The sequence below is a fragment of the Streptomyces sp. NPDC028419 genome (assembly GCF_055565515.1).
Genome location: NZ_JBVHUE010000002.1, coordinates 329,271 through 342,668 on the forward strand (window position 1 = coordinate 329,271; position 13,398 = coordinate 342,668).

Below are 13,398 nucleotides of genomic sequence, written 5' to 3' on the forward strand. Positions count from 1 at the left end.
GAGGGACGTACGCATAACGGGGAGGAGTTCCTCCGCTTGGCCGCCGCCCGACCGTCCGGGCGACGGTTCCCCGACCGTCCGGGCGGCCGTTCCCCGACCGCCTCCCCGCTGTGCTAGCTGTAGGCGTTGAAGGGGATGGGCGGCTTGGCGGCGTTCAGGGCGTCGCCGAAGCGGCCATCGGTGATCTTGATGGTGGCCGCCCCGAAGTCCGCGTTCATCAGCTTGTCCCGCAGGCCGGCCGGATAGCCGTTCCAGCCGACGAGGCGGGGGTAGAACCAGCCACCGGTGTGGTTCTCGGGCGGCTCGTCGTTGGTGTTGGCCAGCCGGAAGAAGTGGGTCGAGGCGCCGTCCTTGTGGTAGACGGCCTTGGGGTGCGTCCCGTCGAAGCGGACGACGGAGCGGGGGTACCACTTCCAGCCGCTGTGCTGCGAAGTCGACACGTACTGGACCTGGTTGTCCTTGATCCAGACCACCACGTGCTCGAAGTCGTGCCGGTGCCCGATGGCCGCCGGGCCGAGGGTGGCCTGGTCCTTCTCGAAGTAGCTCGCGTACATGACCGCGCACCAGCCGTTGTCGCACTTCGCGCGCGTGTACGTGTTCGAGTTCTGCAACTGCGCGGCGTCCCGGCAGTGCCCGTTCACGTCCCCGCCGAGCTTGAGCCCGGGGTTCAGCCGCCCGTCGCCGCTGATGGCCGCGGTGGCGTAACAGCCGTCCCGGTCGTAGTCGTAGGCCGGGGAGAAGGTCTGCTCCAGCCCGTCCGCGTTCTGCGGCAGCGAGGGCAGGACCTCGGCGGAGGCGAGCGCAGGCAGCGTCATCACGAGGGCCGCCGCGCCCAGTGCGGCGGTGGTCACGAACCGTCGTATCCCGCTCCGGCGCCCGGGCGCCGTCGTGGAAGGGGGCAGTGTGCGCACATCAACTCCTCGACCTGTGTGGGGTGCTGGCATTCTGCGGCCCCGCAGCGCCGAACACGAGCCCCGGCCCCGGCAGTTCTCGCGATCCTCAATATCCGCGGTATGCCCGTCACGGAGCGTCCGTTCGGTGTTTACTTCCGTTGCGTCGACGCGGGCGACGCGACCAGCTGGGGGGCGGGGGCAATGGTGAGCGCAACGACGGAGCCGGGCCACGCGCAGGGGACCGAGGCGTTCCTGCGGCACATGATCTGGCGATACCCACAACAGCGGCAGCCCGTCATGGCGCTGCTCGGACCGCGCGGATCGGGCAAGTCCACCCTGCTGGCCCACCTGTCCCAGGGCTGCGGCTCGACGGTGGTGCACGCCCACCTCGACTTCAACGAGAATCCGGTGGACCCGGTGTCCGCCGCGACCCTGGCGGCCTTCCAGATGATGCGCGGCTGGGACACCCTGCGCCGCAGCCCCGTCTTCCACCGTTTCGCCCTCGGGCTGCTCGCGCTCAACGAGAACCTGGAGACCGACCGCACCCGGGCCACCGACCAGATCAGGGGCCTGATCCAGGCCTACACGCGGGGCACCCGGCCGGGCCGCTTCGCCAGCCGGGTCGAGGGCGCCGCGGTCACCACCATGGACGTCGTGGCCACCGGCGCGCTCAGCCCGTTGGTCTCCGGGACCGGCAGCCAAGTGGTCGCCGCCGTCCGGGACCAGGCCCGACCCGTCATCGGCTCCCTGCTCCAGAGCGCGGCCCGCTGGGGCCTGCGCGACGCCCTGCGCTGGCACGTCAGCATCCCGGAGGCGGAGGACGCGGGCTACGTCGACGCCCTGATCCGGCTCAGCTCCGCGTCCCGTTCGGCCGCCGTGGCCCCGCTCCTGGCGGCCTTCCTCGCCGACGCCCAGGAGCAGGCCGAACGCCACCCGGCCCTGCGGTCCACCTGCTCCTGCGAGGTGCCCGAGCAGGAAGCGGCCCGCGGGCGCCACGACCACGCCTGGGTCCTCCTGGTGGACGGTGCGCAGACCGCCGCCGGCCGCCGCTTCCTGGGCGCCCTCATCAACGCCCGCATCCGCAACCGGCAGACCGGACAGGGCGCTTCGACCAAGCCCGACCCGCTGGTCGTGCTCGCCGCCTGCGACCAGTGGCAGCCCGAGTGGACCACCCGCTGGTGCGAGCCCTGGCGGACCACCCCGATCGCGGGCACCTCGCAGCGCCGCGTCCCCCTGCTCGCGCGCGCCGACCGCGCCCAGTGGGCCCGGGAGGACGGGGCGGGCGCCGCCGCGGACCCGGACTCGGTGGCGTCCCACTGGTACCCGGTGTGGCTCGACCCGATGACCGAGGAACAGGTCGGGTACGTCACCGGCGCCCCGGGACCGCTCGCGCCGCCGCTGGCCGCCTCCGTCGCCCACCGGCTCACCGGCGGTCACTGGGGCGCGGTCACCGCCGTGAAGGAACAGCGCGAGGGCGCGCTGCCGGACGGCGACGCCACCGCGGTCGAGAGATCCCTGCCCGCCGCCCTCGACCCGGGCGGCAGACCGTTGTGGTCGCGCGCCCTGGAGACCAGCCTGCCCGAGGGGCTCGCCGTGCCCGGCGAGCGCTGGACGCCGCCGCCCGCCATCGTGCTGGCCGCGGCCTACCTCGCCGACGCGCGCACCGCCGACGACCCGTGGGTACCGGCCGAACTCACCGACCTCCCGCACAGCTTGGAGCTGCTCCGCCGCAACCTGTGGGTCAGTACGCACGCCCACGCGCCCTCCCGGATCCGCGAGGTCGGCTGGGGCCCGGCCGACCGGCCCCCGACCCTGCACCCGTGGCTGAGCCGCTGCGTCCTGACCGCACTGTCCGCCGCGCCCGCCCAACCGCCGGGCGGCCGCGCCCGGACGCCGCGGGAGGGTGACGCGCCGCCCGTCGACCCCTGGGACGCGGTGTTCGTCCGCCAGGCCGAGGCGCTGGCGGCGATGTCGGCGGCTCGCGGCCGCTCGCCCGAGTCCGTCGAGGAGCAACGCCTCTTCTACGAGCTGTGCCTGGGCCGGTTCGCCCCGGTGGCCGACGCGTTGGCCGCCCGCTTCGACCGCGACCACCGGGCGTGGGTGCGGCTGCTCGACTACCTGGCGTCGGCGCCCTGCCGGTTGGCCCACGAACGGTCCGCCCCGCAGGTGTACGCGCACCTGCTCGCCGGGATCGAGGGGCGGGGGAGCGACGTGGTGACGGTGGCCACGGCCAAGCTGCTGGCCCTGCTCTGGCTCTACAACGACCCGCTCACCGAACACAGCCACGGCTGGGACGCCCAGATCGAAGAGGGCTTCGAACGGCTGTCGCACAACTCCCGCTTATTGGACGTCAGCGCACTCCAGCAAGCTGGCGCGCTCTTCGCCTGACCCCTCCGGGCCCGCCGAGGGGCGGGCCCGGGCGCACCGCTAGGAGTGGTTCATGACCGTAGGTGTCCACAATCCCCGGTTCGGAGTGCTGCGCCGTCATCGGGTGCTGTCCCTGGCCACAGCCCTCGTCGTCCTCGTCGGTCTGGTCTTCGGCGGCCTCTGGGTCTACAACCGCCTCCACCGGCCCGCCCTGACGTGCGGCTCCGGGATGACCGCGGCCGGCTCCCCGCCGGCCTGCGTCGGGGTGAACCTGGAGAGCGCCCCCTTCACCAAGGCCGAACCGGAGCGCATGCGCAAGCTGGAGGAGGCGATCAAGACGGCCAACGCGGCCGTCAAGGGCCCCTCCACGAGCGTCGTGCTGCTGCTCGACCTCTCGCCCGTCGCCGACGTGGACACCCTCACCTACGACTCGCTCTACCCCAACATCGAAGGGGCCGTCGCCGCCGTCTGGCGGGCGAACAACACGGCCGCGTACGGCAGTACGCCCCGCGTGAAGCTCTACCTGGCCAACATGGGCAGCCAGTACGGCGCGTGGAAGGAGACGGTGGCCCGCATCGAGAAGCACGCCGAGACCGAACACATCTCCGCCGTCGTCGGCCTCGGCCAGAGCACCGAGGAGACCCGGCAGGCCGCCGCGGCGATCTCGACCAAGCTGCACATCCCCGTCATCGGCTCGACGGTGACCGGCAACTCGATGAACGTCGACCCCACCGACCCGGCGGGCAAGCGGCTGATCACCGACATGTTCCGGGTCTCGCCGACCAACACCGACTCGGTGATCGCCGCCAACCAGTACGTCGCCGGACTGCGCCCGGCCGTCGGTTCGCTCACCGTGGTAACCGACGACGTCGCGGGCGACGACTACACGTCCACCCTCGCGGCCGAGGCGAAGGTCCGCCTCCAGGCGCCGAACCGCACCGTCACCGTCCTGCCGTACACCTCGCCCAAGAGCCTGCCCAGCGGCTCCGGCCGCAAGGCGTACCTGATCCAGCAGTTCAACCTGATGCACGCGAACCTCTGCCAGGCCCAGCCGTCGATCGTCTACTTCGCCGGTCGCGGCCGCGACCTCGGCGCCTTCGTGGAGACCTGGGTCCAGGGCTCGCCCTGCGGGATCACGCAGCTGCGCATCCTCGCCGGGGACGACGCCTCCGAGGCCATCCACGACGAAGCGGTCCTCAAGGGGGTCGCCTCCGGCCGGGTCGCCGTTGCCTACACGGCGCTGGCCAGCCCGGACCAGTGGGGCAGCGAGTGCCCCGGCTCGGACGCGAAGCACAACTACGACCAGTTCTGGGCGGCGTACACCGGCCGGCCCGATCCGTGCACGGGCCAGCGCCTCACGACCCAGGGGGACGCGGCGGCCCTCGCCTTCGACCCGGCCGACCTCGCCAACGGCCAGGCGATGCTCACCCACGACGCCACGGTGGCAGCCATCAAGGCGGCGCGGCAGAACGGTACGGGGCAGAAGAGCCCCGGCCTGGGTACCGGCCTCCTGCACGGGTTCAAGTGCGCGAACATGATTGCGGGCGCCAGCGGCTGGCTGTCCTTCGGCAGCGACGGCAACCCCGTCGGCAAACCGGCCCCCGTCGTGGAGATCCAGCCGGACGGGAAGACCAAGACGGTCTCGCTCACCTGGCCGAACTCCGCACCCAACCTGAGCCTGCCCCAACGCGGCGGCACCGGCGCCCCGGGCTGCTGAGGCCCGCACCCGCCCCCGTACGCCCACCCCGACCCGCCCGCCCCCGGCGGGCGGGTCGCCTCCGCGAGGCCGGGGGAGCCGACGGCGCATCCGGATCACTCGGCCGAGCGGGGCCGAGCGTTCCGGATCTTGTGCGGCCTGATGTCTATCCCGGCCGGCCCCACCGGTGGGAGCCTGGGCCTGCCGCCGTTCAGCCGAGCGAGGGCGCGCGAGTGGTCCCTCCCCCCGACCCCGCGCGCGCCGGCCTCGTGCGCGGCCCTCATCGACCTGCCACGTTAGGGAGTTGCACCGCATGCAGACCCGCTCGACCGATCATCCGCGCAAGCGAGGAGTCTGGGGGACCACCCTCGTCCTGGTCGCGGTCACGGCCCTCCTCGGGGGCGTCCCCGCCGCGGCCGGGGCGACGCCGCAGGCCGCCCCGCCGGTTCCCACACTGACCTGGGGGCCCTGCGCCGACCCGGGCGACGGCTTCGAGTGCGCGACCGCCCAGGTCCCGCTCGACTACCGCGAGCCCACCGGGCGCACCATCCCGATCGCGGTCACCCGGCACCTCGCCGCCGACCCGGCCCACCGCACGGGCGTCCTGCTGCTGCACCCCGGCGGCCCCGGCAACTCCGGCGTGGACTTCGCGCGCGACAGCTACGACGCGCTGCCCGCCTCGCTCCGCGACGGCTTCGACGTCGTCGGCTACGACATGCGCGGGGTCAAGCGCAGCGGCCAGATCGAGTGCTGGAACGACCAGGAGTACGCGGCCGCCGTCGACGCCGCGCGCGGCGTGCCCGGCCCGGGCGCCCTGCAGGTCGCCGTCCGACAGGGCCGCGAGGTCGGCGCCGCCTGCAAGGCGCGCTCCGGCGACCTGCTGCCGTTCATCGGCACGGCCTCGAACGCCAAGGACATCGACCTGCTCCGCCAGGCCCTCGGCGAGCAGACGCTCACCTTCTACGGCCGGTCCTTCGGCAGTTACGTCGGCACCGTCTACGCCGCCCAGTTCCCCCGGCGCGTGCGCGCCATGGTCCTGGACGGCTCCTACGACCCGCGGCACTACGCGGACGTCCCGTACGCCTACGACGCGCCCCAGTTCGTCGCCCTGGACGCCGCGGTCGGCCGGTTCCTCGACTGGTGTTCGCAGTCCCCCGCGGCCTGCGGGTTCGGTGACGGCAAGGCCCGGCAGGCCTTCGAACAGCTCAAGCGGGACCTCGACGCCGACCCGGTCGTCACCGCGAGCGGACGCCCGGCCACCGGCTACACCCTCGCCTACCGGATGATGTTCAACATCAACGCGGGCAAGGAGATATGGCCCGCCCTGGGCGAGAGCCTGAGGGCGGCCCAGGAGCACCGGACCACCTGGCTGCTCAATCCGCCCTCGCCCGGCTCCTTCGACTTCCTCAACGTCAACATGGCCGTCGAGTGCGCCGACCGCGTCTACCCGAGCAGCCAACTGCTCCTGGGCGCGATGGTCGGCGCCGAGTCCGCCACGACGCCGCTGCTGGGCACCCCCATCGGCCTGGGGCCGCCCACCTACGACCACAACCACGCGCCCACCTGCGCCCAATGGCCGGCGGAGCGCGCGAGCCGCTTCGAGGGCTCCTACCGGGCCGCGGGTTCCGCGCCGATCCTGGTCCTCGGGAACACCGGTGACCCGGACACCCCGTACCAGGACGCCGTGGCCCTCGCCGGGACGCTGGAGAACGGACGACTGGTCACCTTCGCCGCCGAAGGACACACCGCCTACAACCGGAGCGCGTGCGTGAGCGCGCTCGTCAACGACTACCTCGCCACCCTGGCCCTGCCCGCGCGGGGCACGGTCTGCGCGGACGAGGCGCCCGCGGCCCCGCTGGCCCGCCGCAGCGCGTACGTCGGCGTCGACGAGACGCGCGACGTGATCCCCACCCTGCGCTGAACACCCCGAAGGAGCGGGGCCGCGGTCGACCGTCGGGTCGAGCGCGGCCCCGCTGCCGTGTCGCGGGGGTGCGGGCGGCCCCGTGGTGACGGTGGGACAGGAGTGCGGGCGAGCCGGCCTCTTGAGAGGTATCGGTACTGGGTAGGGTGAACCGGACAACGGGTTCGGTGCGGTTCTGGGCGGGGTGGGGGACATGGGACGTCAGATGCGGGTGCCCGGCGGGATCCTGGCGGTAACGGTTCTGCTGGCCCTGGCCGGGTGCTCGCAGACCGCGACCGACCGGGGCGCGGGCGACGGCAAGCCGTCGGCGTCGGCGTCCGGCGCCAAGTCCCCCTCGCCGTCCGCGTCGAAGAAGGGCTCCGGCGGCGACGACGGCAAGCCGGTCACCGGCGACGTCCTGCCGGGCATGGTCACCGTGCAGGTGGCCCGCACCCAGTTGGCCGCGCTCAAGATCGCACCCGTCGGCTCGATGTCCGGGTACTCCCGGGACAAGTTCACGCACTGGATCGACCAGGGCGCCAAGTGCGACACGCGCGAGACCGTCATCAGGCGCGACGGCAAGGACGTCACCGTGAACGCGGACTGCAAGGCCGCTTCCGGCACCTGGCACAGCCTCTACGACGGGGTCACGGTCACCGACGCGGGCAAGCTGGACATCGACCACATGGTGCCGCTCGCCGCGGCGTGGCGCTCCGGCGCCGCCGCCTGGGACCCGCAGCGCCGCAAGGAGTTCGCGAACGACCTCGTCCGCCCGCAGTTGATCGCGGTGAGCGCGTCCGCCAACCGGTCCAAGGGGGACCAGACCCCGGACAGCTGGCAGCCCACCGACAAGAGCGCCTGGTGCCAGTACGGGCGGGCCTGGACCACCGTCAAGTCGACGTACGGCCTGACGGTGACGGAACCGGAGAAGCAGATGCTGACGACCATGCTGGACACCTGCGCCTCATGACCGACGAAGCGGCGGGCGCCGCCGAGCAATGGGTGGACGAGGTCGTCGCGGGACCCGGCGGAGCGATGACCGACGAGGTCGGGGTCATCACCGGGGACCTGACCCTGCGCACCACCGCCCGGGCGGGCGGGCCGGCACTGGTGGAGATCCAGTACACCGGCGCGGAGGAGTGGTACCGGCTCACCGCCGGGCCGCACCGGCTCGAAGCCACTCCCCACGCCGTGCACCGCGCGGCCCTCGCCCTGGTCCGCGCCGGCTACCGGGCCCAGGAGCAGGCCGACGGCTGACCGGGTCAGCGGCAGTCGTCAGCGGTAGTCCTCGGGGTGGCCCTGCATCCACGTGTTGATCTTGTCCCGGGTGGCGATCAGCACGCTCTGGTGCTCCTTGAGGTTCTCGAAGGACCGGTCGCCGGCGAGTTCCCCGTCGAGCTTCGCGATCAGGGAGATCGGCTCGGGGAAGTGACCCGGCCCCTTCGGGTCCGCCTTCATGGACCGGTCCATCTGGTGCAGCTCGTCGTACACCCGGCCCAGGAAGAAGGCGCATTCGCCCGGCGTACAGGAGCCCCCGAGGGTGGCCTGGAGCCCCGCGAAGGCATCGCGGACCTTCACCGGGGCCGCCGCCGGGTCGGCCGCCCCCGCCGACGGGGCCGGGGCACTGGCCGACGGCGAGCCCCCGGTGGTGGGTTCCGCGGCGGCGCCCGTGGCGGGACTCGCGCCGCCGCTGGCGGCGCTGCCCGCCGTGGTCGGCGCGGCCGGCTCGGCCCGCTGGTGGTCCGGGCCGCAGGAAACGGTGAGCGCCGCCAGGGCCGCGACGACGATCGCCGCACCCCGCGCTGTGGACGTGAACATGTTCTTCCCCCGTGTTCGTAGATCACCCGACCCTACAGAAGCGCCCGGCCGGGGCGGCACGGGCCGCGTGTGGCGGGGGAGGGGCGCCCTGATCCCGGGCGCCGGAGACCGGCGGTGGGGGTGGAAGGTGCCGGGCGGTCGTCCCGCGTGAGCGGACGGTGACGTCGGTCAGAGCGCCGTACCCCTGATGCGCCTATATTCTGGTCCATGTGATCGAGTCCGGACGGCCGCGGCTCCGTAGGCGCCCCGACCCGGGAAGCCTCGTGCGTCTGTCGCCGGTCGTCCTGACCGTCGTCATCGCCAGCCTGGCCTATGCCACGCCGCCGGAGATGGCCTTCAGCCGGCTCCTGCCCGCGGCCCCGGCCCTCGCCGCCGCCATGTGGCCGGTCCTGCCGACCGTCCTGCTCGGGACGGTCTGCCTCATGCTGATGATCGGCCTCGGACTGGTCTTCCCCGACCTGGGGACGTGGTGGACCGCCGCGGGGATCATCGCGGTGACCGTCGCCGCCGCGTACGGGAGCCACGCCCGGCTGCAGCGCGAGCGCACGCTCTTCCAGGTGCGGCTCGTCGCCGAGGCGGCGCAGCAGGTGGTGCTGAGCCCGCTGCCGCGCCGCATCGGCGGCGTCGAGATCGAGTCGCTGTACCTCGCGGCCGCGGCGGAGGCGCGCATCGGCGGAGACTTCTACGAGGTCGTCGACACGAAGTACGGGGTCAGGCTGCTCATCGGTGACGTGCGGGGGAAAGGCCTGCCGGCAGTGGGGGCGGCCGCCGCGATCGTCAACGCCTTCCGGGAGGCGGCGTACGACGAGGAGGACCTGGTCGCCGTCGCCCGCAGGCTGGACGCCAGCAGCACCCGGTACAACGCGGCCTTTCCGCCCGAAGGGGCCATGGAACGCTTCGCCACCGCACTGCTCGCCGAGATCCCGCACGGGGGCGGACACGTCGACATCCTCAACTGCGGACATCCCCCACCACTGCTCCTGAACGGCAGCAGGCTGCACGTCCTCGAAACGGCGACGCCGTCGCCGTTGTTGAGCCTCGCGGAGCTGATCGGCGACCACTACACCGTCGACACCTTCGATCTCGCCCCCGACGACCTGCTGCTCCTGTACACCGACGGGATCGCGGAGGCGCGCGCCCGCGACGGCGAGTTCTTCCCGCTGGCGACGTGGATGCGGCGACAGACCGGGACGCCGCCCCTCGAACTCCTCACCGCCCTCCACCGCGATCTCCTGCACTACAGCAGGGGGCGCCTCGACGACGACATCGCCGCCCTCGCCGTCCGCCTGCGCGCGGCCTGAGCCGTCGGCCCGGAGCGCGAGCGGTACGCCGCTTCGCGGTGGGTCAGCCGCCCTGGCCGGCGCTGCCGATCGGGCCGACCTTGACCGGGGAGCCGCTGCCGTCCGTGACGGGCAGCGTGGCGGCGCCCGGCCAGGCGAGGCTGACCGACTTCGTCTCGTCCGGCGGGGTGACGACCAGGCCGGTGACGCGCACGCCGGAACCGCCCGACGTGTTCATCGGGTAGGTGACGCCGAAGGAGACCGCCGCACCCTTCTTCAGGGTGGTCGGGCCGGGGTGCTGGCCGGTGCGCTGCGCGGAGATCGACCCCGCGTTGGTCTTCAGATCGACGCCGGCGTACTCGGAGAGCGTGCAGTCCCGGCCGCCGCGGTTCTTGAACTGCACCGCGACCGTACCGTCGGTGTCGCCGCCGATGGTGCTGTCGATCGCGGTGATCTCCAGGTCGCCGGTGCGGCACTTGTCGGAGCCGGACGCACCGCCCTTGTCGGAGCCGGTCCCGGCCGCCGCGCCCTTGCCGCCCGCGACCGCCGGGGAGCCCTTGCCACCGCTCTGGTCGGCGCCGCCCGTGGTCGAAGGCGCGGATGCGGACGGGGACGCGGTGGACGCGGACGAGGAGCCGCCACCCGGCGCCGCGGCGTCATCGCCGTTCTGGCACGCCGTCAGCGAGAGACCGGCGGCGACGGCCAGGGCGGCGAAGGTGATCTTGTGGACGCGCATCGTTGTTTCCTCGGAATCGGTCGGCAGCCGGGGTGGCTCGGGCCCGAACGGGCCGGTGGGAGCGGGCACTTCTGATCCAGAGGACCCGTCCGACCGCCGATCCGTTCCGTCTGCCCCTGCCCTCATACCTTCCTGTTACACGCATCGTCGGACGACGCTGGCCCGGGTGGCCGAATCCGCAGGTCGACCCACGCCGCCGACCAGTGGAGATGACGGTTCCCGCCAGGCTCCGCACGCGTTCTCGGCCAGCCGGTCCCTGGGACGGAACTGTGACGCGGTCGATCTTGACGGTGAGCGGCGCGGGCCCTGTGGTCAGCGGGCTCCGGCGCCCTCCGGGTCGGGGGTGGGCGGCGGGTTCTGGCAGGTGATGTCCTTGGCGGGCAGCCGTCCCGTCGACAGGTAGGCGCTGACGGGTATGTTGGCGCAGGTCGTGGGGGTGGAGAGATACACCCCGTGCCCCTGGCCGCCCAGCGCGAGCACCATCCGCGAGCCCTTGAGCGCCTGGTGCAGCCCCTGGCCGCTGCTGAGCGGGGTCATCGGATCCCACTCGTTCTGCACGGTCAGGACATCGGCGCGGGTCTTCATGGGCGTGGCGGGCTCCAGCGGCCGCTGCCAGAAGGCGCACGGTTTGATGTTCGAGGCGAAGTCCCCGTACAGCGGATGCTTGATCTTGTCCTGCGCCGCTTCCCGCGCGTACTGGTCCGGATCGCGGGGCCAGTTGTCCGCGTCCCCGCACACCACGGCCCAGTACGCGGCGGTGGCGTTGCCGGCGGGAGTGGGGTCCGGCGCCTCCGAGGCCCCTGCCGCGTCGACACCCGGGCCGGCGGCCCGGACACCGCCGAGCGGCGACCGCGCGCCGGGCCCCTTCTGGCCGGTGTCCTTCCCGCTCGCGCCCGGAGCGGCGCCGCCCGGAGCCGGGTTCACCGGCGGCTGGGGCGCCTTGTCGGCGGATGCCTTGATGGACTTGATGACGACCGAGGCGGCTCGGGGGTCGAAGTAGAGCGACGGGTCGGACCTGATGTCATCACCCGTCATCTTCTGTCCGTAGTGCATGATCGGGTCCCGGTCGGCCCGCGCCACCAGTGCCCAGAAGGTGGCGGAGACCGCCTCGGGCGTCGTGCCGAGACCGTAGGCGTCCGAGCGCTCCGCCGCCCACCGCGTCCACCGCTCGAAGGCGGGCTCGGCTCCGGTCCCCTGCACCTGGATCATGCCGCGCCAGGTGCGCCCCGGGTCCACGCCGCTGTCCAGGACGAACCGGTCGGTGCGCTCCGGGAACATCTGCGAGTACACCGCGCCCAGGTACGTCCCGTACGAGTAGCCCAGGTACGAGAGCGTCCGTTCCCCCAGTGCGGCACGGATGACGTCCATGTCGCGCGCCGTGTTGCGGGTGGTGATGTACGGGATCACATCGCCCGACTTCTCACGGCACTTGTCGGCGATCCCGCGCGCCCAGGCCACGTCCGAGGCGAAGGTCTCGGGCCGGTAGGCCCCGCCGGCGCCCACCTCCTTCTCGCTCAGATCGCCACAGCTGATCGGGCTGCTCTCGTTCACGCCGCGCGGGTCGAAGCCGATGAGGTCGTAGCGGTCGCGGACGTCCTTGGGCATCTCGTCGTTCACCCGGATCGGCCGGAAGAGGCCGGAGGTGCCGGGGCCGCCGGGATTGATGAGGAGGACGCCGCGCCGCTTGGCCGGGTTCTCGCTCTTGATGCGGGATATCGCGATGTCGAGGGTGCGCCCTTCGGGACGCTGGTAGTCGAGCGGCACCTTGAGGGTCGCGCACTCGTACGTCGCCGGCCGATCGGGGCTGCAGCGGTGCCACGCCGGCTTCTGGCGCAGGTACTCGGGAGTCTGGGCAGCGGATGCGGGGGACGCCACCAGCCCGGGCAGAGCGGTGGCCAGGAGCCCGGCGGTGGCGAGCAGCGGAGCGAGACGTTTCATGCGTGTGGTGCCGTTCCTTCGTCAGGTGAATTCGCGTGCACCTCCACTGTGTTGGATGGGCTGCTGAGACCGGATCCCTCCCAAGAGCCGACCTTCCGTCCCCCGCGCGTACCACCTGGAATCAAGACACCTGGCCGAGATTCATCCCCAAGATCCCCGCATCCGCCGTCACTTCGGGGACGGCCCGTCCCGTCCGCGCGTAGTCCCCTCCCCCTTGAGGAGGACGCTCAGTACACGAGCTTGTAGGTCACGTCCTTGGGGACCGGGGCCGGTGCGGTGTCGGTGTAGAGGAGCCTGATCGTCGTGAAGCGCCGGACGTCCGGGTGCGCGGGCCAGGTCTGGGGGTCGCTCAGCGTCACCGCTACCGGGTAGGCGCGGAACCGGCCGGCCGCACAGTAGGGGCGGCAGTCGTTCACCATGTCGGTGCCGGTGGCCGTCGCGGTCCGCGCGCCCCAGGTGTCCCACCGCAGGTCGACGAGGTGGTTGTTCCCGTCACCGCAGGCCAGGAGGTACTCCTGGGGGCGCATGCGGGCTTGGCCGGAACAGTCGACGACCACCACCGGATCCGGCGGGTCCAGCGCCCGCGCCGACGACGTCCCACCAGGGAGCGCGGCGACGGCCGTCACGGCCACCACCGCGCACACCACCCTGGTCGTCCGCGCCCCCCACCGGGACGCGCGCGCCGGACGGCCGGCTGCTGAAACGTTCACGAAGGGCCTTCCTCACCACTCTGCCCGCCGTAGGCACTGCGGCCTTCCCAGCTTCCCCCA

11 protein-coding genes are annotated in these 13,398 nt (G+C 72.8%); 6 read left to right on the forward strand and 5 right to left on the reverse strand.

Going from position 1 to position 13,398, the window contains the following annotated elements; genetic code table 11:
* Positions 1 to 113 precede the first annotated feature (113 nt).
* Positions 114 to 815, reverse strand: a complete 702-nt coding sequence (locus tag ACZ4UB_RS03845; RefSeq protein ID WP_468068181.1) for an NPP1 family protein — start codon at positions 813 to 815, stop codon at positions 114 to 116.
* 279 nt (positions 816 to 1,094) lie between these two features.
* On the opposite strand from ACZ4UB_RS03845, the gene ACZ4UB_RS03850 reads away from it, so the two are divergent.
* From ACZ4UB_RS03850 to ACZ4UB_RS03870, 5 genes are all read left to right on the forward strand, one after another.
* Positions 1,095 to 3,281, forward strand: a complete 2,187-nt coding sequence (locus ACZ4UB_RS03850) for a hypothetical protein (protein WP_468068041.1) — start codon at positions 1,095 to 1,097, stop codon at positions 3,279 to 3,281.
* A gap of 52 nt (positions 3,282 to 3,333) precedes the next feature.
* On the forward strand, positions 3,334 to 4,977 hold the full coding sequence (locus ACZ4UB_RS03855) for an ABC transporter substrate-binding protein (protein ID WP_468068042.1): 1,644 nt from the start codon (positions 3,334 to 3,336) through the stop codon (positions 4,975 to 4,977).
* Positions 4,978 to 5,269: 292 nt separating this feature from the next.
* Positions 5,270 to 6,877, forward strand: coding sequence for an alpha/beta hydrolase (locus ACZ4UB_RS03860; RefSeq protein ID WP_468068043.1), 1,608 nt, complete (start codon positions 5,270 to 5,272; stop codon positions 6,875 to 6,877).
* 193 nt (positions 6,878 to 7,070) lie between these two features.
* A complete protein-coding gene (locus ACZ4UB_RS03865; protein ID WP_468068044.1) occupies positions 7,071 to 7,826 on the forward strand; it encodes a GmrSD restriction endonuclease domain-containing protein in 756 nt (251 codons plus the stop codon).
* Complete coding sequence (locus tag ACZ4UB_RS03870; protein WP_468068045.1) at positions 7,823 to 8,113, forward strand: hypothetical protein; 291 nt, start codon at positions 7,823 to 7,825, stop codon at positions 8,111 to 8,113. The genes ACZ4UB_RS03865 and ACZ4UB_RS03870 overlap by 4 nt, the downstream gene beginning before the upstream one ends.
* An 18-nt stretch (positions 8,114 to 8,131) precedes the next feature.
* Here ACZ4UB_RS03870 and ACZ4UB_RS03875 read toward each other — a convergent pair whose 3' ends face one another.
* On the reverse strand, positions 8,132 to 8,674 hold the full coding sequence (locus ACZ4UB_RS03875; RefSeq protein WP_468068046.1) for a hypothetical protein: 543 nt from the start codon (positions 8,672 to 8,674) through the stop codon (positions 8,132 to 8,134).
* Between the two features lie 263 nt (positions 8,675 to 8,937).
* Between ACZ4UB_RS03875 and ACZ4UB_RS03880 the strand changes: the two genes are divergently transcribed.
* A complete protein-coding gene (locus ACZ4UB_RS03880) occupies positions 8,938 to 9,975 on the forward strand; it encodes a PP2C family protein-serine/threonine phosphatase (RefSeq protein WP_468068047.1) in 1,038 nt (345 codons plus the stop codon).
* A 43-nt stretch (positions 9,976 to 10,018) separates the two neighbouring features.
* Here the strand turns inward: ACZ4UB_RS03880 and ACZ4UB_RS03885 are convergent, their stop codons facing one another.
* The 3 genes from ACZ4UB_RS03885 to ACZ4UB_RS03895 all read right to left on the reverse strand — a co-directional run bounded on the left by ACZ4UB_RS03885 (position 10,019) and on the right by ACZ4UB_RS03895 (position 13,338).
* Entirely contained in the window at positions 10,019 to 10,690 is a 672-nt protein-coding gene (locus ACZ4UB_RS03885; protein WP_468068048.1) for a DUF4232 domain-containing protein, read from the reverse strand.
* A gap of 312 nt (positions 10,691 to 11,002) precedes the next feature.
* Positions 11,003 to 12,628, reverse strand: coding sequence for an alpha/beta hydrolase (locus ACZ4UB_RS03890; RefSeq protein ID WP_468068049.1), 1,626 nt, complete (start codon positions 12,626 to 12,628; stop codon positions 11,003 to 11,005).
* A 227-nt stretch (positions 12,629 to 12,855) separates the two neighbouring features.
* Positions 12,856 to 13,338: a hypothetical protein gene (locus ACZ4UB_RS03895; RefSeq protein ID WP_468068050.1), complete on the reverse strand. Its 483-nt coding sequence runs from the start codon at positions 13,336 to 13,338 to the stop codon at positions 12,856 to 12,858.
* Positions 13,339 to 13,398: the final 60 nt, after the last annotated feature.

What these genes read in the sequence shown, in the direction of transcription:
- ACZ4UB_RS03845 (WP_468068181.1), bottom strand. Translation starts at nt 815, where the DNA reads ATGACGCTGCCTGCGCTCGCCTCCGCCGAGGTCCTGCCCTCGCTGCCG.
- ACZ4UB_RS03850 (WP_468068041.1), top strand. Translation starts at nt 1,095, where the DNA reads ATGGTGAGCGCAACGACGGAGCCGGGCCACGCGCAGGGGACCGAGGCG.
- ACZ4UB_RS03855 (WP_468068042.1), top strand. Translation starts at nt 3,334, where the DNA reads ATGACCGTAGGTGTCCACAATCCCCGGTTCGGAGTGCTGCGCCGTCAT.
- ACZ4UB_RS03860 (WP_468068043.1), top strand. Translation starts at nt 5,270, where the DNA reads ATGCAGACCCGCTCGACCGATCATCCGCGCAAGCGAGGAGTCTGGGGG.
- ACZ4UB_RS03865 (WP_468068044.1), top strand. Translation starts at nt 7,071, where the DNA reads ATGGGACGTCAGATGCGGGTGCCCGGCGGGATCCTGGCGGTAACGGTT.
- ACZ4UB_RS03870 (WP_468068045.1), top strand. Translation starts at nt 7,823, where the DNA reads ATGACCGACGAAGCGGCGGGCGCCGCCGAGCAATGGGTGGACGAGGTC.
- ACZ4UB_RS03875 (WP_468068046.1), bottom strand. Translation starts at nt 8,674, where the DNA reads ATGTTCACGTCCACAGCGCGGGGTGCGGCGATCGTCGTCGCGGCCCTG.
- ACZ4UB_RS03885 (WP_468068048.1), bottom strand. Translation starts at nt 10,690, where the DNA reads ATGCGCGTCCACAAGATCACCTTCGCCGCCCTGGCCGTCGCCGCCGGT.
- ACZ4UB_RS03890 (WP_468068049.1), bottom strand. Translation starts at nt 12,628, where the DNA reads ATGAAACGTCTCGCTCCGCTGCTCGCCACCGCCGGGCTCCTGGCCACC.